22 protein-coding genes and 1 pseudogene are annotated in these 24,294 nt (G+C 50.5%); 18 read left to right on the forward strand and 5 right to left on the reverse strand.

Annotated features, from left to right (window positions below; genetic code table 11):
• The first annotated feature begins 15 nt into the window (after window positions 1-15).
• The 4 genes from LKE53_08075 (at window position 16) to LKE53_08090 (ending at window position 5,318) form a co-directional block, all read left to right on the forward strand.
• Window positions 16-1,785, forward strand: coding sequence for a phosphoenolpyruvate carboxykinase (GTP) (locus LKE53_08075; protein ID MCH3972702.1), 1,770 nt, complete (start codon window positions 16-18; stop codon window positions 1,783-1,785).
• Window positions 1,786-1,997: 212 nt separating this feature from the next.
• Entirely contained in the window at window positions 1,998-2,714 is a 717-nt protein-coding gene (locus LKE53_08080; GenBank protein MCH3972703.1) for a 16S rRNA (uracil(1498)-N(3))-methyltransferase, read from the forward strand.
• A 66-nt stretch (window positions 2,715-2,780) separates the two neighbouring features.
• A complete protein-coding gene (gene fabG / locus LKE53_08085; protein MCH3972704.1) occupies window positions 2,781-3,485 on the forward strand; it encodes a 3-oxoacyl-ACP reductase FabG in 705 nt (234 codons plus the stop codon).
• Window positions 3,486-3,647: 162 nt separating this feature from the next.
• Complete coding sequence (locus LKE53_08090; GenBank protein ID MCH3972705.1) at window positions 3,648-5,318, forward strand: peptide ABC transporter substrate-binding protein; 1,671 nt, start codon at window positions 3,648-3,650, stop codon at window positions 5,316-5,318.
• 66 nt (window positions 5,319-5,384) lie between these two features.
• On the opposite strand, the gene hydG is transcribed toward LKE53_08090, so the two are convergent.
• A complete protein-coding gene (gene hydG, locus LKE53_08095) occupies window positions 5,385-6,836 on the reverse strand; it encodes a [FeFe] hydrogenase H-cluster radical SAM maturase HydG (protein ID MCH3972706.1) in 1,452 nt (483 codons plus the stop codon).
• A gap of 339 nt (window positions 6,837-7,175) precedes the next feature.
• Here hydG and LKE53_08100 point away from each other — a divergent pair, with 339 nt between their 5' ends.
• From LKE53_08100 to LKE53_08125, 6 genes are all read left to right on the forward strand, one after another.
• Window positions 7,176-8,204, forward strand: a complete 1,029-nt coding sequence (locus LKE53_08100) for an alpha-hydroxy-acid oxidizing protein (protein MCH3972707.1) — start codon at window positions 7,176-7,178, stop codon at window positions 8,202-8,204.
• Between the two features lie 294 nt (window positions 8,205-8,498).
• Complete coding sequence (locus tag LKE53_08105) at window positions 8,499-8,813, forward strand: thioredoxin family protein (protein MCH3972708.1); 315 nt, start codon at window positions 8,499-8,501, stop codon at window positions 8,811-8,813.
• A gap of 18 nt (window positions 8,814-8,831) precedes the next feature.
• The gene (locus tag LKE53_08110) at window positions 8,832-10,331 is read left to right on the forward strand and encodes an aryl-sulfate sulfotransferase (GenBank protein ID MCH3972709.1); all 1,500 of its coding nucleotides are present in this window, start codon (window positions 8,832-8,834) and stop codon (window positions 10,329-10,331) included.
• Window positions 10,332-10,355: 24 nt separating this feature from the next.
• Window positions 10,356-11,159, forward strand: a complete 804-nt coding sequence (locus tag LKE53_08115) for an ABC transporter ATP-binding protein (protein ID MCH3972710.1) — start codon at window positions 10,356-10,358, stop codon at window positions 11,157-11,159.
• A gap of 10 nt (window positions 11,160-11,169) precedes the next feature.
• Window positions 11,170-11,961: an ABC transporter permease gene (locus LKE53_08120; protein ID MCH3972711.1), complete on the forward strand. Its 792-nt coding sequence runs from the start codon at window positions 11,170-11,172 to the stop codon at window positions 11,959-11,961.
• A 44-nt stretch (window positions 11,962-12,005) separates the two neighbouring features.
• Window positions 12,006-13,073, forward strand: coding sequence for an ABC transporter substrate-binding protein (locus LKE53_08125; protein MCH3972712.1), 1,068 nt, complete (start codon window positions 12,006-12,008; stop codon window positions 13,071-13,073).
• 120 nt (window positions 13,074-13,193) lie between these two features.
• On the opposite strand, the gene LKE53_08130 is transcribed toward LKE53_08125, so the two are convergent.
• Window positions 13,194-13,961 carry a sulfite exporter TauE/SafE family protein gene (locus LKE53_08130; protein ID MCH3972713.1) on the reverse strand — a complete coding sequence of 256 codons (768 nt, stop codon included), beginning with the start codon at window positions 13,959-13,961 and terminating at the stop codon, window positions 13,194-13,196.
• A 202-nt stretch (window positions 13,962-14,163) separates the two neighbouring features.
• Here LKE53_08130 and LKE53_08135 point away from each other — a divergent pair, with 202 nt between their 5' ends.
• On the forward strand, window positions 14,164-14,724 hold the full coding sequence (locus tag LKE53_08135; GenBank protein MCH3972714.1) for a TetR/AcrR family transcriptional regulator: 561 nt from the start codon (window positions 14,164-14,166) through the stop codon (window positions 14,722-14,724).
• A gap of 16 nt (window positions 14,725-14,740) precedes the next feature.
• Here LKE53_08135 and LKE53_08140 read toward each other — a convergent pair whose 3' ends face one another.
• Window positions 14,741-15,253 carry a DNA topology modulation protein FlaR gene (locus tag LKE53_08140; GenBank protein ID MCH3972715.1) on the reverse strand — a complete coding sequence of 171 codons (513 nt, stop codon included), beginning with the start codon at window positions 15,251-15,253 and terminating at the stop codon, window positions 14,741-14,743.
• A gap of 285 nt (window positions 15,254-15,538) precedes the next feature.
• Here LKE53_08140 and LKE53_08145 point away from each other — a divergent pair, with 285 nt between their 5' ends.
• The 5 genes from LKE53_08145 to LKE53_08165 all read left to right on the forward strand — a co-directional run bounded on the left by LKE53_08145 (window position 15,539) and on the right by LKE53_08165 (window position 20,404).
• The gene (locus LKE53_08145) at window positions 15,539-16,855 is read left to right on the forward strand and encodes a circularly permuted type 2 ATP-grasp protein (GenBank protein ID MCH3972716.1); all 1,317 of its coding nucleotides are present in this window, start codon (window positions 15,539-15,541) and stop codon (window positions 16,853-16,855) included.
• Window positions 16,837-17,511: an alpha-E domain-containing protein gene (locus LKE53_08150; protein MCH3972717.1), complete on the forward strand. Its 675-nt coding sequence runs from the start codon at window positions 16,837-16,839 to the stop codon at window positions 17,509-17,511. Before LKE53_08145 ends, LKE53_08150 begins: the two co-directional genes overlap by 19 nt.
• A gap of 197 nt (window positions 17,512-17,708) precedes the next feature.
• Window positions 17,709-18,512, forward strand: coding sequence for a transglutaminase family protein (locus LKE53_08155; GenBank protein MCH3972718.1), 804 nt, complete (start codon window positions 17,709-17,711; stop codon window positions 18,510-18,512).
• A gap of 18 nt (window positions 18,513-18,530) precedes the next feature.
• The gene (locus LKE53_08160; protein ID MCH3972719.1) at window positions 18,531-19,472 is read left to right on the forward strand and encodes a M14 family metallopeptidase; all 942 of its coding nucleotides are present in this window, start codon (window positions 18,531-18,533) and stop codon (window positions 19,470-19,472) included.
• Window positions 19,469-20,404: a M14 family metallopeptidase gene (locus tag LKE53_08165; GenBank protein ID MCH3972720.1), complete on the forward strand. Its 936-nt coding sequence runs from the start codon at window positions 19,469-19,471 to the stop codon at window positions 20,402-20,404. The genes LKE53_08160 and LKE53_08165 overlap by 4 nt, the downstream gene beginning before the upstream one ends.
• Before the next feature lie 420 nt (window positions 20,405-20,824).
• Here LKE53_08165 and LKE53_08170 read toward each other — a convergent pair whose 3' ends face one another.
• Entirely contained in the window at window positions 20,825-21,463 is a 639-nt protein-coding gene (locus LKE53_08170; GenBank protein ID MCH3972721.1) for a TetR/AcrR family transcriptional regulator, read from the reverse strand.
• 1,176 nt (window positions 21,464-22,639) lie between these two features.
• Between LKE53_08170 and LKE53_08175 the strand changes: the two genes are divergently transcribed.
• On the forward strand, window positions 22,640-23,029 hold the full coding sequence (locus LKE53_08175) for a DUF2809 domain-containing protein (protein MCH3972722.1): 390 nt from the start codon (window positions 22,640-22,642) through the stop codon (window positions 23,027-23,029).
• An 80-nt stretch (window positions 23,030-23,109) separates the two neighbouring features.
• Window positions 23,110-23,559, forward strand: a complete 450-nt coding sequence (locus LKE53_08180) for a hypothetical protein (protein ID MCH3972723.1) — start codon at window positions 23,110-23,112, stop codon at window positions 23,557-23,559.
• 323 nt (window positions 23,560-23,882) lie between these two features.
• Here the strand turns inward: LKE53_08180 and LKE53_08185 are convergent.
• A pseudogene (locus tag LKE53_08185) lies at window positions 23,883-24,193 on the reverse strand (ABC transporter ATP-binding protein).
• Window positions 24,194-24,294: the final 101 nt, after the last annotated feature.

Here is a 24,294-nt window from a genome sequence, read left to right on the forward strand (position 1 = left end):
GAAGGAGAGCATTGTATGACAACCAATCAATCTGTACTGAGCTGGATCGAAAAAGTGAAGGCTTTGGTTACGCCGGCTGATGTGATGTGGATAGACGGCTCGGAAGAACAGCTGGAGTCTCTGCGTAAAGAGGCTGTTCAAACGGGCGAAATGATTAAGCTTAACCAGGAAAAACTGCCTGGCTGCTACCTGCACCGCACAGCAGAAAACGATGTTGCCCGTGTAGAGGGACGCACCTTTATCTGCTCGCGTAAAGAAGAGGATGCCGGACCCACCAACCACTGGATGGACCCACAGAAATGCTACAAAATGCTTTTCGATATTGCGCGCGGCAGCTATACGGGCCGCACCATGTACATCATCCCGTACTCCATGGGCCCGGTCGGTTCTCCTTTTGCGAAAATCGGCGTTGAAGTGACAGATTCGATTTATGTCGTTTTAAATATGTCCATTATGACCCGCGTGGGCGAAAAAGTATGGAAAACCCTGGGCAGCAGCAACGACTGGGTGCGCGGTCTGCACTGCAAGTGCAATGTCGACCCCGAAAAGCGCTACATCTGTCAGTTCCCTGAGGACAACACCATTATTTCGGTCAACTCCGCCTACGGCGGCAACGTTCTTTTGGGCAAAAAATGCTTTGCTCTGCGTATTGCCTCTTATCAGGGCAAAACAGAGGGCTGGATGGCCGAGCACATGCTGATTTTGGGCATTCAGAACCCCAAGGGTGAAATTAAATATGTATCGGCTGCTTTCCCCTCCGGCTGCGGCAAGACCAACCTTGCCATGCTGATTCCGCCGGAAAGCTACCGCAAAAAGGGATATAAAATCTTTACAGTAGGCGATGATATCGCTTGGATGCGCATTGGTCCGGACGGCCGCCTGTGGGCGATTAACCCGGAAAACGGTTTCTTTGGCATTGCCCCTGGCACAAACGCCAAATCAAACCCCAACGCCCTGGCAACTACCCGCAAGGGCACTATCTTTACCAATGTTGCGTACAATAAAGACGACAACACCGTTTGGTGGGAAGGTCTTGACAAAAACCCGCCGGAAAACGGCATAGACTGGAAAGGCCGCCCTTGGAACGGCAAGACCAGCAAAGAAAAGGGTGCACACCCCAACAGCCGCTTTACTGCACCAGCAAAGAACTGCCCCTGCATCAGCCCTGAGTTTGACAAAGGCGCCGGCGTGCCGATTTCCGCCATTATCTTTGGCGGCCGCCGCGCACAGACCACACCTTTGGTGTACCAGTCCCGCTGCTGGAACAATGGCGTATTCGTCGGCTCGATTATGGCCTCTGAGACCACTGCAGCGGCAACCGGCGCGGTCGGTGTCGTGCGCCGTGACCCAATGGCTATGCTGCCTTTCTGCGGCTACAACATGGGTGATTATCTGGGCCATTGGATTGAAATGGGCCAGAAACTGGGCGACAAAGCTCCCAAGATTTTCAACGTCAACTGGTTCCGTCTGGACAAAGACGGCAACTTCCAGTGGCCGGGTTTTGGCGAAAATCTGCGTGCGCTTGAGTGGATTCTTGGCCGCTGCGACGGTACTGCCGACGCAACCGAAACACCGATCGGCTACGTGCCAAAGCCAGAGGATATCAATATGGAGGGTCTGGAGGACGAAGTCAGTGCCGACACCCTGAAAGAAATCCTGACCGTTGACAAGAGCCAATGGCAGAAAGAAGCCGATGAAATTACCGAATTCTACAAGAAGTTCGGCAGCAAGCTGCCAAAAGAACTTTCCAGTGAACTGGATGGTCTAAAAGCCCGTTTAAAGTAAACTCTGCATTTCATAAAAAGCCGCGGCGAAAGCTGCGGCTTTTTGCATCTTTTCCCGCTGCATGGTATACTAATCGCAAAGGCATAAGCAAACCGCCGAAAGGAGCTGCGGCTCCCCTGCCTGCCCGCCGAACCGCGCCTGCGTTTGGTACCAAAAGTCCATTCGTATGGGCCTTTCTGCTACTAATGATCCATAAGAGAGGATGCATCCATATGCCCCGATTTTTTATCAGTGAGCCACCCGGTGAAGAAATCGTTTTGGGCGGCGAAGACGCCCACCATATTGCAAAAAGCCTGCGTATGCGCCCGGGCGAGGCTGTTACCCTGTGCGACGGAAACGGGCTTGACTACCACGGCGAAATTGCCGAAGTTGGCACGGAAACCGTTCGTATTCAAATTCTTTCCTCAGAAAAGAATCAGACAGAACCAAGCGTGAACGTCACGCTGTGCCAAGGCGTGCCAAAGAGCGCAAAAATGGACTGGATTGTGCAGAAAGCCGTGGAACTCGGCGTTTCACGCATTGTGCCAACCCTGACCGCCCGCTGTGTCTCCCGCCCAGAGGAAAAATCCGCCGCCAAGAAAGTACAGCGCTGGCAGAAAATTGCCTGTGAAGCCGCCAAGCAGAGCGGCCGCGGCGTTCTTCCCCGCGTACTGCCATTTGCGCTACTGCCAAAGGCTGTGGCAGCAGCACCTGGAAAGTGCCTGCTGTTTTACGAGGGCGGCGGCGAAAAGCTGACCAATGCAGTACAGGAGACAGACACCAATGTGACTATTTTTGTCGGTCCAGAGGGTGGCTTCGCACCGGAAGAAGTACAGCTGCTGCAGGACGCGGGCGGCATGGTGGCGTCGCTCGGGCCGCGCATTCTGCGCACAGAGACAGCCCCGCTTGCCGCCCTGACCGCTGTCATGCTTTTGACCGGAAATTTGTAAAAGGGACAAATGCCCATGCACATATTTTGCCCACAAAGCGAATAGGATAAAGGAGGTCCTGTCCCCATGGAAACCGCTCTGGTTACCGGCGGCAGCCGTGGCATTGGCGCGGCTGTGTGCCGCCGGCTTGCCAAAGAGGGCTATCAGGTCATTATCAATTACTGCACCCATCAAGAAGCCGCACTGGCGCTGGCTGACGAAACCGGCGGCACCGCTCTGCAGGCAGATGTTGCAGACCGCGCCGCCTGTGAAGCCATGTTTGAGCAGGCTGGTAACGTAGATGTGCTGGTCAACAATGCCGGCATTGCCCAGCAGAAGCTGTTTACCGACATTACCGAGAATGAGTGGAACCGCCTGTTTGCGGTTGACGTAGGCGGCGTTTACCGCTGCTGTCAGTTGGCGCTTCCCTATATGATTCATGTAAAACGCGGCAGTATCATCAATATTTCCTCTATGTGGGGACAGACCGGCGGCTCCTGCGAAGTGCACTACTCCGCTGCAAAAGCTGCTGTCATCGGCCTGACAAAGGCGCTGGCAAAAGAACTCGGCCCCAGCCATATCCGCGTCAACTGTATCGCACCCGGCGTCATCAATACCCAAATGAACGCCATGCACGGACCAGACGTTTTGCGGGAACTGGCAGAGGATACCCCACTTGAGCGCTTGGGCACCCCCGAAGATATCGCTGCAGCAGCCGCTTTCTTTGCCGGAAGCGACGCTGCTTTTATTACCGGGCAAGTACTGGGGGTAAACGGCGGTTTTGTCATTTAGGTGACAGGCTTCGGCGCATTTGTTAACAGAGCTGCAAATTTTTCTGCAGTAAAAGATACAATTTTGATGAAAGTGTAAAAATTATGTTAACCTCATTGAAGCCCTCTGGAAAGCATGCTAAAATAGAAGCACTTTGACGATACAAAAGAAGGGGGAAAAAGCTTGAAACGTTTATTGGCACTTTTTTGCAGTGTAATGCTGCTGATGGTGTCTTTAACAGGATGCGGCACCCCGAAAAACGCAAATAAGACGATTCGCGTATGGATTTCTTCCGAGCCTGCGACGCTGGACCCACAGGTTGCCCAGGGCAACGATGCCGCTACGGTGATTTCAGCGCTGTACGAGGGCCTTTGCCGGCTGGATGCAAATGGGAACGCCACCCCCGGTGCGGCGTCTTCCTGGCAGGCAAACAGCGACAGCACCGAGTTTACATTCCACCTGCGCAGCGATGCCGTATGGAACGGCAGCGTGGGCAGCCTGACCGGCGAAAACAGCAAAGATACCACGGCAACGCCGCTGACCGCCGCTGACTTTGTCTTTGCCTGGCAGCGTGCGCTGGAGCCCGCCACGGCCTCCCCTTCGTGTACTTCTATGATGTGCATACAAAATGCTGCGCAGGTACACACAGGTACGGTCGCCGCAAGCGAACTCGGCGCAACTGCAAAAGACAGCAAAACGCTGGTTGTGCGCCTGCGCTACTCTTGCCCAGAGTTTCCGCAGCTGACCGCACAGAGCGTCTTTATGCCGTGCAACGAAAAATTCTTTACTTACGCTTCCGGCCGCTATGGCATGGAGCGCGCAACGATTTTGGGCAATGGGCCGTTTACCATCCCCAACTACGGCTGGAACCATGACCAGGACCTGACACTGAAGCGCAGCAGCACTTATGTGGGGCAGACCTCTGCGCTGCCTGCCTCGATTGCCTTTACCATCGGCGATATTTCCGCCTCTGACAGCAGCAGTTCCACCGCCGCGTCAGTCGCCGCTGAAAGCACAGACAGCGCCGACGCCAGTACGCTGACTGCCGTACAGGCAATCGTCAACAAAAAGCTGGATGTCTCCCCGCTGGACCTGTCTTTAGAGTCTGCCGCCAAAGCGGCAAGCTTGAGCATCACGTCTTTTCAAGACACAACCTGCGGGCTGTGTTTCAACACAAGCAGTACCTTTCAGTCTGCGGCTCTGCGGCAGGCTTTTGTACAGACCCTGAACCGCTCGAATCTGATGAGTCTGATTCCCTCTGGCACACAGCAGGCAGAGGGGATCTTGCCGCCAGATACGAAATTTGGCGGCAAAGCCTACCGCGCACAGGCAAGCGGCAGCATGTACCTGAAGCACTCTACAGCAGCCGCAGCAACAGGGCACAAGCTGCTGCCCTCCGGCAAAAAAATCACGCTGCTGTGTACTGACCAGACCAAAGCTCTCGCCAGTGAAATGCTGGCAAGCTGGAACCAGTCTTTTCAGACGTATTTCAGTCTAAATGCTGTGAGCGCCAGTGAATTACTCGCAGATGTCAGCAGCGGCAGCTACGATATTGCTATCTATCCGTATACTCCCACTTCCTTTGATGCCTGCACAGCGCTGACTGCTTTTCAAAGCGGCCAAAGCGGCAATTTTACAAAGCTGAAAGATACCTCTTTTGATGCTTTGTTGCAGGGCAGCGGCCTGACCGCCTCGGTATTGGCACAGGCAGAGCAGCGTTTGTGTGATACCGCTGTGTTCTATCCGCTGTACTACACCCGCCACGCCTATGCGGCACAGACCTCGCTGAGCGGGGTGATTTACCGCCCCTTTGGCGGCGGCATGGACCTGCGAAATGCAGGAAAAGACGACTGAATTTACAAAAAGGCTGCGGCTGTGTAAAAACAGTTGCAGCTTTCTTTTTTAATATGCTATCAACATTTAAAAGCGCAGGTCACGCTCGCCAGCTTTAATGCGCTCTAAATTATGCAGGATCTCGCTGTACACCGGCTTGTCCTCAAACTGGGCAATGTGTGCGGTCAGCGTCTTTTCGCCGATTTCTTTCGTGCGCGCAGAAGCGTAGTCCAGTAGATATTCCTGAAAAGTGAAGATGGCGTTTGGAATACAGTAATTGTGCACGAAGCGGCTTTTGGCGACTTTCATAAACTGCTCACCCGTACGTCCCGCGCGGTAGCATGCTGTACAGAAAGAGGGAATAGCACCCATTTTACAAATTTCGTACACCACATCGTCCAGCGTGCGTGAATCCTCAATGGTAAACTGTTCGGCGTCTGGCATAGCATTCGCCTGTTTAGAGCGAACATAGGCCCCTACCCCGATGCGAGTGCCGGCGTCAATCTGTGACACGCCGAATTTCAGCACCTCTTCGCGTACCGCGTCCGGCTCACGTGCAGTGCAGATAAGGCCCGTATACGGAATAGACAGGCGCAAAATGGCAACCAGTTTTTTAAAGTCCTCGTCCGACACGGCGTACGCCGGATTCAAAGAATAGGGCGTATCAGTAGCGGGAGTAATGCGCGGAAATGAAATCGTATGCGGACCAACGCCGTTAAAAGTCTCTTCCAGGTGTATGGTATGGTACAGCAGACCCATCAGCTCAAAGCGCCAGTCATACAGCCCAAACAGCACCCCGATGCCGTTGTCATCCACACCGGCCTGCTGTGCACGGTCCATTGCGTACAACCGCCAGCGATAGTTGCCCTTTATGGTATCTCTCGGGTGCACCTTTGCGTAGGTCTCGTGGTGGTAGGTCTCCTGAAACACCTGAAACGTGCCAATGCCGACTTCTTTCAGCTTTTTCAGTTCATCCACACGCAGCGGCGCACAGTTGATATTGGCGCGGCGGATTTCCCCATGGCCGGTCTTTACGCCATAAACCGCCTTTACGGTATCTACCATATAATCCACTTGGGTATTCGGCGACTCGCCGTAGACCAGCACTGTGCGTTTTTGGCCCTCGCCGATCATCACCTTGACTTCTTCCTGAATCTCCTCCATCGTCAGCGAGCGGCGTTTCATCGCTGTATTGCTGCTGCGAAAGCCGCAGTATTTACAGTTGTTGGCACACTCATCGCTGATGTAAAGCGGGGCAAAAAAGACAATGCGGTCGCCGTAGACCTCTTCTTTCAGCCTGCGCGCCAGGCGATACATTTCCTCAGTCAGTTCCGGGTCGCGGTTCTGAATGAGCACGGCCATCTCCTCCGGCTCAAGCCGGGTGCAAGTTTCGCATTTTTGCAGCACCCGCAGCACTTCCTGCCGGGAAGGATTCTCGTGACGGTGAAGCTGCTCCCAAATCTTATCGTCATCGATAAAGTCATGGTCCATTTGGTCGTACTGCCGGAAGTCCTCTTTGTACTTGTCTAGAAAATTCAAAATACCGTCTCCCTTTTTCCTCTGCTCCGCTGGGCAAAGGCAAAAAAAGGCAGACGGCACCAAAGGCTCCGTAACAGTCAGTCTTGTCTTCCCGTTTGGAAACGCCCTTGCGGTCAGAAGCAATCGTATGTTTTTTATAGAATTTTTGTGGATTATATTACAAAATTTCAAAAATATACTAACATGCTTCTTTCTATTTGTCAATGAGAAGCGAGAAAGAAGGGCTGTTTCTTTTAGCTATTTCTCTAAAATTTTATATTTATTTTCGTATCTTTATGGACAATCTCTCTATTGTGCTGTAGAATAAAGAAAAATGTTGACTGAACGGGAGGAATTGGTATGACATACACTGAATTGCTAAAAAAAGCGCGTACGGCCTTTGGCGGCAGCTGCCTAGCCTGCCCGGTATGCAATGGACTCGGCTGCAAAAACCGGATGCCCGGCCCGGGCGCAAAGGGCACCGGCGACACCTCTGCCCGCAACTATGCCAAATGGCAGGAGATCCGCGTAAATATGGATACCCTGTGCGGCAATGAGCCCATTGACCTTTCCTGCAAACTTTTCGGCAGACAGTTTTGCTATCCATTTTTTGCGGGGCCGGTCGGCGCGGTCAACCTGCACTACTCAGACGTATGCAATGATGTGCGCTACAATGATACGCTGGTGGCGGCCTGCGCCGAAAACGGTATTGCCGCCTTTACCGGTGACGGCACCGACCCCAATGTGATGCAAGCGGCTACTGCAGCCATCCGATCAGCGGGCGGCGTAGGCGTGCCGACTGTAAAGCCGTGGAATCTCGACACGATCCGCGAAAAAATGAAACTGGCTGCGGCTTCCAGCTCTTTTGCCATTGCTATGGACGTAGATGCAGCCGGTCTGCCGTTTTTAAAGAACATGACACCGCCCGCTGGCAGCAAAAGCGTTGACGAACTGCGGGAAATAATTGCAGCAGCCGGCGAAAAGCCGTTTATTGTTAAGGGTATTATGACTGTCAAGGGCGCCGAAAAAGCAGCCAAAGCGGGGGCCGCAGCCATCGTAGTATCCAACCATGGCGGGCGCGTGCTGGACCAGTGTCCAGCGACAGCAGAGGTCCTGCCAGAAATCGCAGATGCCATGAAAGGCAGCGGCATGAAAATTCTGGTGGATGGCGGCCTGCGCAGCGGCACCGATATTTTCAAAGCGCTCGCGCTTGGCGCCGATGCGGTGCTGATTGCCCGCCCGTTTGTAACTGCTGTGTACGGCGGCGGCAAAGAGGGCGTAAAAGTCACGATTGACAAATACGCGGCTGAGCTTTCTGACACCATGCAGATGTGTGGTGCACACAGCCTTGCGGAAATCACTCCCGATATGGTGCGTTTGCCCCGATAAACCAACAGGCCCGCGGCTTTAAAAAAAGCTGCGGGCTTTTTTTGCTCTGCGCTTTTTACCATGCAGAGGTATACACAGCCTTGCGGAAATTCCTCCCGATATGGTGCGTTTACCCCGATAAACCAACAGGCCCGCGGCTTTATAAAAGCTGCGGGCTTTTTACGCAGAATTTTAATTTCAATATATACTTGACAATTCTTATTAAAGAAGTTATAATTCAAAACAACGAATTCATACTAAATAGATATGAATTGTAACAAATATGAAGAATTGGCAAAAAGGAGTGCAGCCAGTATGCAGCAAATCAGTGAATCTGAGTTTTTAACCGCATTCGCGCCGTCAAAGGCACCGTCCGTCGTGGAATTTTACAGCCCCCAGTGCGGGCACTGTCGGCTGCTTGCTGATACCTTAACGCAGCTGGAAACAGAATTTCCGGCCGTTCGCTTTGCACAGGTAAACATCGCGGCAGAAATGCCGCTGGCAGAGCGCTTTGATGTGCAGTCGGTACCGACGCTGCTTTTTTGGAAAAACGGCGAGATATACGACCGGGTTGTCGGCAATCTGCACGCACAGATTTTACGCGATAAACTAAAACAAATTGAAGAATAAGAGAAAAGAGATAAAATCATGGGATACCCAACAGTTTTTCCGACCGGCGTAACCATATACGATCGCAAGAAAGCATACAACGGCTATACCGTCTATCCATCGGCAAAAGGCGCACTGCTCATCGACATGAATGGCAACGAAGTACAGCTTTGGTCCGGATTAAGCGGCTTTCCAAATAAAATCCTGCCAGGCGGCTATGTAATGGGTTCGACCGGCGCACGAGCGGGAAAATACGCTTTTCAAGACCAGCTCGATTTGGTGCAGGTGGACTGGAACGGCAATATCGTCTGGAAATTTGACCACCTGGAATTTATCGATGACCCAGGCAGCGAGCCCCGATATGTAGCCCGGCAGCACCATGACTTTGAGCGTGAGGGTTCTTCGACAGGCTACTACGCACCAGGGGCCGAACCTCTGACCGACCACGGCAATACGCTGATTCTGACACACATCAACTGCTACAACCACGCCATCAGCGACAAGCGCCTGCTGGATGACCAAATTATAGAAGTGGACTGGGACGGCAATATTCTATGGAAATGGCGCGCCAGTGACCACTTTGAGGAATTTGGCTTTGATGAAGCTGCACGCAATGTGCTGTTTCGCAACCCCTCCCTGCGGGAAGCAGGCGGCGGTGTCGGCGACTGGCTGCATATCAACTGCATCTCAACCCTTGGCCCCAACCGCTGGTACGACGCGGGCGACAAACGCTTTCACCCGGACAACATTCTGTTTGATGCACGCAACGCAAACATCCTGGCAATTATCAGCAAAAAAACCGGAAAGTTCGTGTGGCGTCTTGGGCCGGACTTTGCCCATGACGAAAAAGCCCGCAAACTCGGCTGGATCATTGGGCAGCACCATTTTCACATGATTCCGCGTGGGCTGCCCGGCGAAGGTGACCTGCTGGTTTATGACAACGGCGGCGCAGCCGGGTATGGTGTACCAAACCCGGCCTCTCCTGCAGGACTAAACAATGCTGTGCGCAGCTACTCACGGGTGCTGCAGTTTAACCCAATTACGCTTGACATTACCTGGCAGTATACACCGGAAGATGCGGGCAGCCTTCTTTTTGCAGACAGCTACAAATTCTTCAGCCCTTATATCAGCTCTGCCCAGCGTCTGCCAAACGGCAATACACTGATTACCGAAGGTTCAGACGGCCGCGTCTTTGAGGTAACACCAGAACATGAAATTGTATGGGAGTACATCAACCCCTACTACAACACCGTGGCAGGAAAATACCGAAACAATTTAGTATACCGCGCTTACCGTGTTCCCTACGAGTGGATCCCGCAGCTGGAAAAGCCGCAGGAAACCTCTGTTGCGCCAATCGACATCTCCTCTTTTCGGGTGCCGGGTGCAGCATCCGGCACAGAAAGCGGCCGCGTGACCACGGTCGAGGGAGTTGCAGCAAGCAGTACGCTGTCTACCGGCAGCGGTGCAAAAGGACCGGATGATGACTCTGAGGTCATCAATTTCTGTGTTGGCAGCGTAAAAAATGATAAAAAGCATTAAACAACACAGAGAGGGATGATTTCTATGAGTGGACCTGTGATCATTGACGTACAGCATTTGACAAAACGCTATGACGCACAGCCGGGCGCCAAAGGTGAGAAAGAGGCCGCCAGCAGCACCGTGCTGCGGGATGTCAATCTGCAGATACATAAAGGAGAGTTCCATATCTTTTTGGGAAAAAGCGGCTGCGGTAAATCAACTTTGCTGAACATTTTAGCGGGCTTTCTGCCCAAAAGCGAAGGCAGCGTGCAGATAAACGGCAAAGAAGTCAGCGGCCCCGGGCCGGACCGCGGCATGGTCTTTCAAAACGCGGACACCGCTATTTTTCCGTGGCTGAATGTCTGGAAAAATGTAGAGTACGGGCTGCGCATGCAAAAAACAGACCGTGCAGAACGCGCGGAAACCGTTCGCCGCTGCCTGCGGCTGGTGGGTCTAACCGGCCACGAAGAAAAATATCCTGATGAGCTTTCCGGCGGTATGAAGCAGCGCGTGCAAATTGCGCGCAGCATTGCAAACAACTCTGAAATACTCATTATGGACGAACCTTTTGGCGCGCTGGATGCTCAAACACGCGTAATGCTGCAGCAGGAGCTGATTCATATCTGGCAGGTCACGCAGAAAACCATTTTGTTTGTAACGCATGATATACAGGAAGCCCTGAATCTGGGACAACGCATCAGCATTTTTTCTACGCCGCCAGATGCTTCCATTTATAAAACGATTCCGATCAATCTGCCATATCTGCGGGACCCTACAGACGCAAAATGGCAGGCACTGAGTAAAGAAATCTTGGGCTATTTCAGTGTCAGCGCAGACTACGCGATTTGAGGCGAAAAACATGAAAAATTTTGCAGGAAAAATCAAAGGCGGCTTTATTGCCTTGCGTAAAAGCGGCATTTTAACCTGGGTGCTGCTACTGGCACTTTGGCAAATCGCGTCTCTTTTTAACTCTCCCGACTTTTTGCCTGGACCGATTACAACCATTCTGGGTGCGCGGGAAATTGTGGTAAACGGGCTGCTGCTGCAGTATTTTCTGATCAGCTTTCAGCGCATTCTCATCGGCTGGGCGCTGGGCATTGTGATTGCCGTACCGCTGGGCCTGCTGATAGGCAGTATCAAAAGTGTGCGTCAGCTGCTGGAGCCATTCATCAATTTCTTTCGTTTTGTACCGGCCATCGGTTTTTTGACTCTCTTTCTAATGTGGTTTGGAGTAGGCGAAAAATCCAAAATTATTTTAATCATCTATGCCACTATTTTCCCGGTTATCATCAACACCATTGCCGGCGTGGCAAGTATACACCCTGACCGCCTGCATGCAGCAGCCTCCCTTGGTGCTTCTCGGTTTCAGATCTTTTACAGTGTTATCATTCCAGCATCGGTGCCGCATATTTTCACGGGCGTGCGTCTAGGGCTGAGCGGCGCAATCGTTTCTATTATTTCGGCAGAAATGCTCGCAGCACAGGAGGGCATTGGCTATCTTATCTACACCTCTCGGTTGTATTTCCGTACGGACTGGATTTTCACTGGTATCTTCGTTCTGGGCGTCATGGGCTATGTTTCGGACAGGCTGCTGCGGCTGGCCGGCAAAAAGTTTTTGCGGCACTACGGCTTGGCGGAAAACAAAGCCTAAGTATCAGACAGGTGCAGCGCCTGCCGCAGAAAAAGGAGGAGAAAATGTATCATCTTACACAGAAGAAATGGAAACGCGGCCTGGCGGCGCTTCTCGCCGCAGCGATTGGGGCAGTTTCACTGGGCGGCTGCGGTTTGTCTGCATCAGTGCCTACTTTGGCACAAACTGCCGGCAAATCAGGTGGCACGGCCGGCACTGCAGGACTGACAAAGCTGCGGCTGGGCATTATGGCAAACTCCAGCGGCGCCTACGCGGCCTCGATTGCCCTGGCAAATGGTTACTTTAAAAAATACGGGCTGGACGTAACCACTGCGACTTGCGCGGCAGGCATTAACACAGTGGACAGTGTCACTATGGGACAGCTTGACATCGGCTACGTGGCGGATTTTGCAGCTATCAACCGCTTTGGCAGCAGTAAACGAAATGAACTGCGTATTTTTGCCAAATTAAACTCCACTAAAGCAAGCGGCACCACGCTTTATGTTGCGCCGGGCATCCGCTCTCTGGCAGACTTAAAGGGAAAAGGAATTGTAACACAGCTTGGCACCGCCACCGAGTATTACGTTGCAAAGACACTGGAAAAGGGCGGTCTGAAAAGCACTGATGTGAAGCTGCTGCCAGTGCAAAGCGGACCGGAAATGCTGGCAGTTATGCAGTCCGGGCAGGCATCGGCATGCTGGGCTTTTGGCCAAACCGAGCAGAAGCTGCGGAAAACCAAAAAATTCACGAAGCTGACAACGCTAGACAAGATCTGCCAGCCGACACTGGCATTTGCCATTGCAAGTGACAGCTTTCTGCGTGAAAACCCCAAAACAGCAGCCGCCTACTTGAAAGGCATGCAGGATGCCAGTACATTTATCAGCAAAAATCCGAAAGAAGCGGCTGCTCTAGTCGAAAAGCAGAGCGGTGTTCCGCAGGAAACCGTTTTGGCTACTTTCAGCAGTACAGATTTTACGATTGATTTTAAAAAGCCCACTTGGAATACGTTGAATTCTATTTACAGCTGGATGGAGCAAAATCAAAAGGTAAAAAACAGCTACACCGTGAAAGACTATGTATCCTTGGATATTTTAGAGAAAACCTTTCCAAATACAACAGAAAGCGTTGCCTGAGCCACTCTCAAAAAAGTGGCAGCATAGCATGATGATAAAAAATCCAGCAGCTTTTACAAAGAAAAGGGCTGCTGGATTTTCATTTTCTATAGCCATTCGGTATACACAGCCTTGCGGGAATTACTTAAACAGCAGCAGGATTCCCATAGCCACCGTGATAATGACCAGTGCAGGCTGAATAACCTTTTCTACTTTTTGCTTATCAAACCGTTTGAGCACCGCCGGCGCAACAAATGCCCCGGTCATAGTGCCGCAGGCAAGCAGGCCTACCAAACGCCAGTCGACACTGCCGATTCCAAGGTGCATAAAGAATCCCGTTACTGAAATGCCGACAAGCACCATAACCGACGTGCCCACTGTCTGCAGCGCACTGCAGCCGAGCAGTGTCAATCCCGCAACAATCGGCGTGCTGCCGCTGATTCCGACAAGGCCGGACATGGTCCCACCCAAAACGCCAAACAGCACCGCAATTGCCGTACTGTGTTTGTACGCAACAGGCGCCTTTTTTTCGGCGGCGTTTTTCCCTTTGCGTAAAAAAGAAAAGATCATCTGGATTCCGAGGACAAGAATAACCAGCCCGGTAAATTTATTATACAGATTTTTAGGAAATACACTGGAAAACAGCGAGCCAATCACCGCGCCGGCAGCGCCCCCTGCCAGCATAATCAGCCCGTAGCGCAGCCGGATATTCCCCGCTTTCCAATGGCTGACCGTACCGATTGCCGTGGTCGGAATGATGGTTGCCAAAGATGTAGACGCCGCAATCGCCGGCGAAACATTGAAAAGTCCGGTTAAAATGCCAACGTAAATACCGCCGCCCCCGCCACCGACGGAAATGATTAAAAAACCAATTAGGAACCCAACAATAGGAAGCGCTAAATATGTCATACTGACTCCTTTGAAGCAGTGACTCTCATCTGCTGGTGAATCATTTTGTATTACTATTTTGACATATTTAATCTAGTTTGTCAAGCAATCAATGGGTATCTGCTCCTCGGCGGACAAAACTTATCGCTTCGCACAAAACGGATTTGCTGTGCAGTATCTGTGCAAACTTGACAATAAATAGCAAACAGCTTAAGATGGAACTATGAAAAACAAAAGCATGGAAAAAATCGATTATATTCTCACAGCGGCCCTAGAGGTTTTTCTGCAGTACGGTTTTAAAAAAACTTCTATGGATGACATTGCAAAAGCCGCAGGCATTACGCGCCAAGGCCTTTATTTCCATTTCAAAAATAAAGATGAAATATTTGCGGCCTCTATTCAAAAGGCTCTGCACGACGGCCTGCAAGCCGCATCCGCGGCCTTGAAAGAAAACGGTGCACCGCTGGAAAGAAAGCTTTTCCGTGCACTGGACGCATGGTACGGCAGCTATGCCGGCCTGTTTGGCTCTGAACGTTCCGACTGGGACTTTCACTGCAGGCGCGTCTGCGGCAGCGACATTGCAGACAGCGAAACTCTGTTCCGCCAAAAGCTGACAGAGACCATTTTCGCCTGCACCGACAAACCGCCCGTACAAGCGCATGCACAGACAATCGCTGAGGTGCTTTGCACCTGCGGGCAGTCTTGGAAGCGTACCGCCGATTCCCACGAAAAATTCACTGAAAAGATGTACGGCGCCATTCGCTTATGCTGCCAAAACAGCTAGCACATTTTTACAGGGCTTAGCCGTACTGTGAAAAGTGCTTTATAAAGTCTGCTTCTTCTCTTTTTGTGTGCAGGACAACCGTCTTTTGGCTGTGATTTTTTAATGTAGCATAGATCTTTGGCAGATCTTCTTTTTGATACTGGTCTGTCCACTTTAATAAACCGGCAAGGGACTTTATGGTTTCTTTTTTGCCGTGTTCGATTCCCATCTTTCTTTTTAGGAAGCGGATAAGGACACGGAATTTGCAAATGCCTACAGGAAAATCCAAAACGATAATGGTATCTGCTTTTTCAAAGCTTTCGTGTACCCACGCATGATAGACGCCCTCGATAATCCAGTCCTTGCGCTTTAGGATTTCTTTAAGAAATTGGTCCCTTTTCTCCCGCGGCATTTTTACGCCGTATTGATTTGCTGTATTCTTCCAAAACAAATCATCCAGGTCATCATGCGGGACACCATACTTTTGAGACAACCTATTTGCTAAATAGGTCTTTCCGCTGCCGCTGCCGCCAATGATGTGGATTTTCATTCTGCATTTTCCTCCGTGGAGTATTTTCGATTACCGCCATTATAACATACTTTTCGGCGCGGCCGCATAAGGAAGTCCGAAGCAAAACCTTGCACAGTGGGCAGGCACCTTTTCTGCTGCAGATTTTAGCTCAAGTTAGGTCGAAGCGGTTGACAAAATGGAAAAAAGTTGCTATTCTAATAAAATAAAAGGCAAAGGGGCCAGTGTGCTCCTTTGCCCTTTTTTTGTAAAAGTACGCCGGAAGCACCCTGCCCTCCCCTTGCAGAGAAAAGGGAGGTAACATGTATGCCTAATCCACTGATTTGTCATACGGACCAAATCAATCAGCAGTTAGCCCGCTACGGTGTGAAATTCGGTATCTATAAAAATGGTGAATTTCACGAACGGCTGTTTCCATTTGACCCGATTCCCCGCATCATTCAGCACGCAGATTTTCAAAAGCTGGACTGCGGCCTTTCTCAGCGCGTACGCGCCCTGAATTGCTACCTAAAAGATTTGTACAGCGACGCAAAGATTGTAAAAGACGGCATTATACCAAAAGATTTTGCCTATTCCTCCTCTGGGTTTCTTTCTGCATGTATCGGTATTACGCCGCCCGGCGGAGTATACAGCCACATTTCCGGCATTGACCTGGTGCAGGGCAAAGACAGCGAATGGTATATTTTAGAGGACAACCTGCGCATTCCCTCGGGTGCCTCTTATCCGCTGATTGCACGCATGCTCTGCCGCCGGTGCAGCCCAGCCACTTTTCGTGATACGCCGATTGTCGACAACCGCGACTACCATACTCTGCTGCGCGGCGTGATGGATAGTGTCAACACCGGTGGGCTAAACGTTGTTTTTACCCCCGGGCGCTACAACGCCGCCTATTTTGAACACAGCTACCTCGCTGAAAAAACAGGCGCTGTGCTGGCAGAGCCGGGCGACCTTTTTGTAGAAGGGGACAAGGTTTATTACCAAACCTACGGCGCAAAAGAACGTGTCGGGGCCATTTACCGCCGCGTCAGCGATGAATATATGGACCCGGTCGCCTTTGATGCAAAGTCTTTAATCGGTATTCCAAACCTGATGGCCGCCTACCGTGCGGGCAACGTGGCACTGATCAATGCGCTGGGCAACGGCGCAGCCGACGACAAGGGCATTTATTACTTTGTACCAAAGATGATTCACTATTATCTAAAAGAAGAGCCAATTCTGCAAAATGCACCGACTTACCTGCCCTTTTACCCGAAAGACAGGCAGTATGTACTGGAACACCTCAGCCATCTGGTTATAAAAGACGTGGCCGAGGCCGGCGGCTACGGCGTAGTCTTTGGCAACCGAATGACCGCCGCACAGCTGGAAAATATGCGAAACCTTATCTGCAAAGAGCCGCGGCGCTTTATTGCACAGGAGGTTATTGATTTTCAAGACCTGCCAGTCCTGTGCGACGGCAAAGAAGAGCCGCGCAAAGCAGACCTGCGCGCTTTTGTATTGACCAGCAAAGACAAAATCAGCGTTTGGCCAAGCGGGCTGACGCGCTTTTCCAGCGACCCGACCAGCTTTATCGTCAATTCTTCACAAGGAGGAGGTTTTAAAGACACATGGGTGCTCTCTCATTGACAAAATCAAACCGCCTGTTTTGGCTTGGGCGGTACACAGAACGCGTTTTTACAACCCTGCAGTATCTGCTTGACAGATATGACAAAGTGGTGGATGGGCTGCCGATTGACCATGCGGCTTTCTGCTGCAGTATGGGCATAGGCGACTGCTACAGAGATGACGAGGATTTTGTGCGGCGCTACCTGTTTGATACAGAAGATCCCTCTTCTGTACTTAACAGTATGTACAGCGCCTATGACAACGCGGTAGTGCTGCGCGACACGCTTTCCTCTATAACGCTCTCTTACATTGAAATGGCGCTTTCTGCGCTGAAAAAAGCCGCCAAAAGTGACGGTCCCGCCCTGCAGGCACAGTGGGTCATTGATGACATCATGGCTTTTCGCGGTGCATCCGATGACTTTATCTATGACGAAAACAGCCGCAATATTCTGAAATGTGGCACGAGTGTCGAGCGCATTGACCTGTACCTGCGTATCGAATACCGTGTTGACCGTATCCCCGCCGAAATGAGTCGGCTGCTCAACCGCCTTTATAAAACCAAACTCGCTACGAATCCGGAAGACCTGGACACACTGGTACAGGCCGTACTGGAAAAACCAGACCGGCTGTCAAATGTAAAACTGATTTCCTGTATAGAAGACCTGTTTCAAGTGTAGCAAAGCATTCCTTTTTATTACAGACAGCCGCCGCAAAAAAGCAGATTTCTCCCGTAGGTTGAAAAAGCCATGACTTGCCTTTATAATAAAAACAAAGCTCGGCACACAGGGCCGGGCTTTGTTTTGCGCTGAGACCGCCGAACCGAACCGGCCGGTCTGCCCGAAAAGCATTGCCAAACCGGAGGCGGGAGCATTTCATGCGAAATTTATCAATTTACTTCCATACGGCTGTTTCTTTTTCTGCGCCTGTCACAGAGCACTATTTTACTTTGCGCTGCATTCCCGCGGACGGGCCGACTCAGCGCATGACCAGCTGGTCCCTGCAGCTGCAGCCTGCAGCGGACTTTCTTCTGCAGCGCGACGGTTTTGGCAACCGCCTGACCGTTGGGCAGCTGCACGCACCGCATACTTCGCTTGCTTACACCGTGCGGGGCAGCGTACAGACAGACCTTTCTGTACGCGACTGCACACCGCCTAGGCCGGTTGACTGCTGCCCATCTCCCTGTACAGCGCCAACCAATGCCCTGCGCACTTTTTTGGCAGCGCTTCCCCTGCCAAAAGACCCGCTGGCGCGAGCTTGTCTACTTTCCCGTGCAGTCAGCGACCATTTTCTTTATACGCCGGGTGCAACCGATATTCACACCACTGCTGGGGAAGCTTTCGCCTTGGGAAAGGGTGTTTGTCAAGACTATGCGCAGGTGCTGGTTGCCCTGTGCCGCCTTGCGGGGCTGCCGGCGCGCTATGTCAGCGGACTGCCCGAAGGTAATGGAGAAACACATGCCTGGGCAGAGATTTTTTGCAGCGGTGCCTGGTATGGGCTAGACCCAACCCGCCGCTGTGAGGCAGACGAGGGATATGTGCGTCTGAATGTCGGCCGTGAATACGCGGACTGCCCCATTGAGCGCGGTGTCTTTCTTGGCGCTGCCCAGCAGCAGCAATCTGTTTATATGAAAGTTTCTGCAGCATCTGTTAATGCAGATTCACCTGAATCATTCCTTTAGAAAGGCTGGCATTTTTCTATGGAAGAAACCATTGTCTCGGCGCAGCTAGCTGTAGACGAGACGCTCGAAATCCGCAAGAACCGGGTCACCTCGGGCAGCGGCACCAACCCGAAAGAAAAGCGCCTGTGCATTGTCACCGGTACGCACGGCGATGAGCTGGAGGGGCAGTACGTCTGCTGGCAGCTCAACCGCATTCTGCACCAATACCCTGAGCGCCTGCACGGCACCGTGGATATTTACCCGGCCCTCAACCCGCTGGGCATCAACACCATGACCCGCGGTATCCCGATGTTTGACCTGGACATGAACCGGATCTTTCCTGGCAGCGAAAGCGGCGCCGCCGCAGAATATATTGCGGCCGGCATCATTCGCGATATAAAAGGTGCAGACGTATGTATTGACATTCATGCCAGCAATATCTACCTGCGCGAACTGCCCCAAGTGCGCGTTAGCGAAGACACGGCAGACACGCTGCTACCCCTGGCAAAGCTTTTAAATGTAGACTTTGTGTGGGTGCACGCTGCAGCCACCGTACTGGAAAGTACACTTGCGCACAGCCTAAACACCCTTGGCACACCAACGCTTGTGGTTGAAATGGGCGTAGGCATGCGCATTACCGAAGCTTACGGTCAGCAGTTGATTGTGGGTATTTTAAATCTAATGCATTCCCTTGGAATGTGGGATGGCCCGGTAGAAGCAGTCCGGCAGCCGGTCATCAGCCGCGACGGCAAAGTTAGCTTTATCAATGCCGGTGCTTCCGGCGTATTTCTTCCCACTGCCCGACACCATAACCGAGTCGTGCCCGGCCAGCAGCTAGGCGTGATTGCAGACCCGCTTTCCGGCGAAATACGAGAAGTACTGCATTCCCCGGCAAAGGGCACGCTGTTTACACTGCGGGAATATCCGATTGTCTACGAAGGTTCTTTAATTGCACGTATTCTTGGGGAGGCAGAGTCATGATTCGCGAAACACTGTTCCAGATGACAACCCCCTACCGCCAGGATGTCAAAGTAGACGGCTTTCGCTTTGGCAGCGGCACAAAAGCAGCCTGCATTGTCGGCGCAATGCGCGGCAATGAGATTCAGCAGCTGTACGTCTGCTCCCAACTGGTCAAGACTTTACAGGAACTAGAGCAACACGGCAACATCGCTAAGGGACAGGAGATTTTGGTGATTCCCTCGGTCAACCATTTCTCTATGAATGTCGGCAAGCGCTTTTGGGCCAGCGACGGCACCGATATTAACCGCATGTTTCCGGGGTACTCCCTGGGGGAAACAACGCAGCGTGTAGCAGAGGGCGTCTTTTCTGCTGTGCGCGGCTATCAATATGGCATTCAGTTTGCTAGTTTTTATATGCCGGGTGACTTTGTTCCACACGTGCGTATGATGGAAACCGGCTATCAGACGACAAGCCTCGCAAATCTCTTTGGTATGCCTTATATTGTTCTGCGCCAGCCCGATCCCTTTGATACAACTACACTGAACTACAACTGGCAGCTGTGGGAAACAAACGCATTTTCCGTTTATACAAAAGAAACCGACTGCATTGATGAAGCTTCTGCCCGCCAGGCTGTTGGAGCTGTGTTGCGATTTTTAAGCCGGTGCGGCATACTGCACTACGAATGCCACGGCGGATACGTTTCGGCCGTGGTCAAGGAAGAAGAGATGGCGTCGGTTCTAAGTGGAGCAGGCGGTATTTTCCGCCGCTACAAAGGACCGGGCGACGAAGTGGTATGGGGCGAACCGATCGCTGAAATTCTCGATCCGCTCACCGGCGCCCAGATCTCTGAAATGACAGCCTCGACAAGCGGTATTCTGTTTTTTGCGCATAAAAAGCCGTTAATCAATCAGCATGAAGTGGCTTTTCGCATCGTACGCCGCCTGCACGCTTAAAAATTCTGCACGGCGGCTGGCCTATATTCCTTTTTATTTTTGCAAAAACGCCGCATGATCTTTTCAAACCGCCTATAAATGAAATCACCCCCGATTACAGAAGAAAATCTGCAACCGGGGGTGATGTATTGTAAAAGGCAAAATCGAATCAAAAACTTTTTAGGAAGCGGGTAAATACCCGCGCTGCCTCCTTATGGCTTTCTCAAATCACTGAATTTTACGCTTCTTTTTGGTTATTGGTAACCAGCAGAATGACTGCAGCGGCAGCAATAGCTACGCCGAGTCCTATAAAGAGGTGCATTCTGTTATCACCAGAAGACAGGAAAAGCAGTTTCGTGTAATTTGGCAGGTAATTAATACTGCCTTTTGTAAAGAAGGCGATTGGCTTTCCTGAAAGACACCGTCTCAGCCGCAGCTTTTTCAGGTCATCTGATACAGCTCTCTCACACGCTCAATGTAACTGTCAATCTGCCTTTTTGCAGCTTTCATGGATTCCTCATTTGCAGCATCTTTGCTCATAGAGAGCTGCTGCAAAAAGCAGAAAAAGCTGTTGCAGCAATACTGTGCCTCTTCCTTTGGTGGTAAAAACTTTCTCATAGAACCATCTGTATAACCATTTTTATAAGCATGAACCAATATCCCAACGGGGTCAAAATATTTCCGCATTCTTTTGTAGCCCTCGTCGCGCTCCAGTCCATGGCGGTAAATATAAATATCGAATTCTCCTTTTAGGGAAAAAAACTGTGGCTTGCTTAGATACACCTGCTCCAAACTGAAGAGAAATTCTATCACAATTTCAATGCCCTTATCCGTGCTTCGTTTCAGAGACTCAATCCGCTCGCCGTCAAGCTGGTAAATATGCCGGCCAATCCAGCCAAATGTCTGCAAAACCAAATCTACTTTGCTGTCAAAATACCGATTGACCGACCGCAGCGTAATGTTGCAGCACTGCGAAATCTTTTCAAGCGACGTCTGTTCAATTCCGCTTTCTAAGAAGCATTTATTTGCGGCGGCAAGCACCTTTTCAATATTTTTTTCCCTGATTTCTTCATTTGGCATGGCTCTAATCCCCTTCAGTATCTTCATCCCACAGCTCTTGTTTTTTCTGCAAGTATCTGTCCATAAAAGGAATTGGTACTGTCCGGAGAACGCGAATCCGTATTTCAAAATCCGTTTAGGCCATAACCTGCATAAATTTCCGCTCATTTGTTTTTGGTTTCCGTTAAAGTGGAAAGCAAAATTCAATTTCATTTATCTGGAGATAAAGATTTCCTATGTTTGGATTTTACCACAATTTTTTACCATATTCAATCTTTTACCGAATTATGTGAAATGTTTTATGCACATTTTTGATAAATGGAAGAAAAGGGTAGAAGGCCCCTAACTTATTTCCCGCGTTTTCAAAAAAGCACGGTCGTTAGTCGGGAAAATTCTGATGCAACTTTACACACAAAAATGAATACTGCTTCCGACACGTGCAAATGCTAAAAAAGGAAGCAGGACCTAGCCAACTTTGCTTTTCAAAAACTCACCGCTTTTGCAAATACAGTATACAAAATATTTTATCAAAAGAGTGTGATATGTTATGAATAACGGCTGAGTGTACTGAATGACTGTAAAACCCCCTTGTTTTTGTGTAAGATCTATTTTTCACAATCCAATACCACCAATCACGGAGATTTTTGAAGGAAATTTTTGGGCCCGTCATCTCATGCACATCTGTTTTCATCGGAGGACTGTACCACAGGTACCTTTCTGCGAAAGAGCAAAGGCATAATATTTATTCATACAACATGTTATATGATATATTCGCTTATAAAATCCTCACTCCTATGTATTGAACTCTCCGCCTGTTTACAGGCAACAGGCCACGTTATGAATAATATTTGTCATGTTAAATGACATAACTGTCCAAAAAAAATCGCGCTGTAAAGCGCGTGTTTCGGCCTTCTTTGTTCATTTATATTCAGCCACATAATTTGACAAAATGCACACGAAAAAGTTGTAAGCTTGAGCTGCTCCCTCATTCAACCTTTGCTAAGGATATGTTCGATATACAAAGGACGGCTTACAGTACGCTCTGCAGCACTCTTGCCTCTCTTAAAACAACACTTTTACAGAAAAAGGTTGCTTTTTTCGCTTCCTGCCGCTATGCTATAAAAAGTCGAATTGCAAAAACACTACAGACAGAAACCGGCACCATTGGCCGCTGTGTCCTGCTAGGAGCAGAAAAGCATGAATAGAAAAACATATTTTTTGAGTTTTATGATACTGCTGGTTATTGAAATTATGATTGCGCTGTTTGTTCACGATTCATTTATCCGCCCCTATCTTGGAGATATGTTGGTTACAGTACTGCTGTGCTGTTTGCTGCGCTGCCTCTTTCCACGCCGCCCAAAGCTCTTGGCTCTGTGGGTCTTTCTATTCAGCGCGGCTGTGGAGTTTTCTCAATTATTGGGGCTTGCCGACCGTCTCGGAATCCGCAGTGGAGCCCTGCAAACGATATTGGGGGCAACTTTCGACTGGAAAGATATTTTCTGCTACCTCTGCGGCTGTATTTTGTTTTTCCTTGCAGAAAAAGCATTGCTAAAAAGAAAAATCAAAAATAAGGGAGCAGCTTTATGAGAAGAAAAGTGCCCGCTTCACACGCTGCAGCCTTTAAAGGATATCATGTGGCAGTCTTTCTGCTGCCGCTTGGGTGCACTTTGCTGCTCGTCTTTTTTCTCGCCTTTTGTACACCCTTTTTTCGCTGGCTGGCAGGCGCCTCTATACTCGGATCTCTTTTACTGTTCGTACTGCTGCTTGCTTCCTTTGGTCTGCTGTACCTTGTCATCTCCGGATGGATTAACCGCCCTTTTACCAAAGAAAACAATCAAATCACGCGGACCTATGAAAAGGGCAAAGACGCTGAGCAGCTCCTTCGTTCACTGTCTAACATGAAGCATAAACCGCGTTCCCCTTTAGCATCTTTTACCCTGCATATGAGTCTGTCGTCCGCTCTTTGTGAGTTAGGAAGATACGATGAAAGCTTGACCTACTTAGAAAAAGCCGATGCGGCAGCTGCGGCAGAAAAAGATAAAAAGCTGGCGGAAGCAGTTCAGCAGCAGCGCAAAACGGTTTTGGAAAAGCAGCAGGCATTACAGGTGAAAAAATAATGCTGTACAGCAAGCAGAGTTCCTTTTGGGAAACAAGCTGCCGTTTCTTTTTCCGCCGATAGGCTCGCTGCCCGGCACTGCTGCAGGTATTTCCCTACTGGCTTAAACACAGAGCCTTGTCAGCGGCAGCGCCGCCGCCTTTGCAAAAATCCGCGAAGTATTTGCTTCCTTAACGTTTAATATGTGCAGCTTTGTCTGCTAACCGGTACATAAAAAAGCAATGCTGCTTTTCAAGGAAGCCTTTCAGCTATTCTTATATATGATTGCTTATATGCGAGTACGAAATGGAACGCAACAAAGCTTTCGGCCATTTCCCGCTTATTCTATGCCTGTCTACAGCTGCACATGCGGTGATAGGTGCCGTTTTGGGCGTACAGCTGCTGCGGTGTCCCACTTTCCTGGACAGTGCCATCTCTTTCAGCACCACAATTGTATCCGCTCCAGAAACCGTGCGCATTCGGTGGGCAATCAACAGCACCGTCTTGCCCTGGATTAGCTTTGTCAAAGCGTGCTAAATCATCGTTTCGTTTTCACCGATCATGGTATGCCAGCCGTTTGGCAGGCGGTCTGCAATTTCCCCGCAATTTGCAAGCTTTGCCGCGCGCAGTACTTCTTCATTGGAAGCGTCTTTGCGCGTAGATTAGTATATGCTAACTTTCGTGCCCTTTTCAGGGTGCCTTTTCGGCATCCTGCAGGATTATTATAAAGGACCCGCCGTCCCAGCTTCTACTCCAT

Source organism: Oscillospiraceae bacterium (assembly GCA_022483045.1).
GTDB lineage: Bacteria > Bacillota > Clostridia > Oscillospirales > Acutalibacteraceae > Caproicibacterium.

Coding starts and splice junctions, on each gene's coding strand:
- LKE53_08080 (MCH3972703.1), top strand. CDS start 1,998: ATGCCCCGATTTTTTATCAGTGAGCCACCCGGTGAAGAAATCGTTTTG.
- LKE53_08120 (MCH3972711.1), top strand. CDS start 11,170: ATGAAAAATTTTGCAGGAAAAATCAAAGGCGGCTTTATTGCCTTGCGT.
- LKE53_08175 (MCH3972722.1), top strand. CDS start 22,640: ATGAATAGAAAAACATATTTTTTGAGTTTTATGATACTGCTGGTTATT.
- LKE53_08115 (MCH3972710.1), top strand. CDS start 10,356: ATGAGTGGACCTGTGATCATTGACGTACAGCATTTGACAAAACGCTAT.
- LKE53_08130 (MCH3972713.1), bottom strand. CDS start 13,961: ATGACATATTTAGCGCTTCCTATTGTTGGGTTCCTAATTGGTTTTTTA.
- LKE53_08160 (MCH3972719.1), top strand. CDS start 18,531: ATGGAAGAAACCATTGTCTCGGCGCAGCTAGCTGTAGACGAGACGCTC.
- LKE53_08075 (MCH3972702.1), top strand. CDS start 16: ATGACAACCAATCAATCTGTACTGAGCTGGATCGAAAAAGTGAAGGCT.
- LKE53_08125 (MCH3972712.1), top strand. CDS start 12,006: ATGTATCATCTTACACAGAAGAAATGGAAACGCGGCCTGGCGGCGCTT.
- LKE53_08155 (MCH3972718.1), top strand. CDS start 17,709: ATGCGAAATTTATCAATTTACTTCCATACGGCTGTTTCTTTTTCTGCG.
- LKE53_08140 (MCH3972715.1), bottom strand. CDS start 15,253: ATGAAAATCCACATCATTGGCGGCAGCGGCAGCGGAAAGACCTATTTA.
- LKE53_08150 (MCH3972717.1), top strand. CDS start 16,837: ATGGGTGCTCTCTCATTGACAAAATCAAACCGCCTGTTTTGGCTTGGG.
- LKE53_08100 (MCH3972707.1), top strand. CDS start 7,176: ATGACATACACTGAATTGCTAAAAAAAGCGCGTACGGCCTTTGGCGGC.
- LKE53_08170 (MCH3972721.1), bottom strand. CDS start 21,463: ATGCCAAATGAAGAAATCAGGGAAAAAAATATTGAAAAGGTGCTTGCC.
- LKE53_08145 (MCH3972716.1), top strand. CDS start 15,539: ATGCCTAATCCACTGATTTGTCATACGGACCAAATCAATCAGCAGTTA.
- LKE53_08135 (MCH3972714.1), top strand. CDS start 14,164: ATGAAAAACAAAAGCATGGAAAAAATCGATTATATTCTCACAGCGGCC.
- fabG (MCH3972704.1), top strand. CDS start 2,781: ATGGAAACCGCTCTGGTTACCGGCGGCAGCCGTGGCATTGGCGCGGCT.
- LKE53_08165 (MCH3972720.1), top strand. CDS start 19,469: ATGATTCGCGAAACACTGTTCCAGATGACAACCCCCTACCGCCAGGAT.
- LKE53_08105 (MCH3972708.1), top strand. CDS start 8,499: ATGCAGCAAATCAGTGAATCTGAGTTTTTAACCGCATTCGCGCCGTCA.
- LKE53_08110 (MCH3972709.1), top strand. CDS start 8,832: ATGGGATACCCAACAGTTTTTCCGACCGGCGTAACCATATACGATCGC.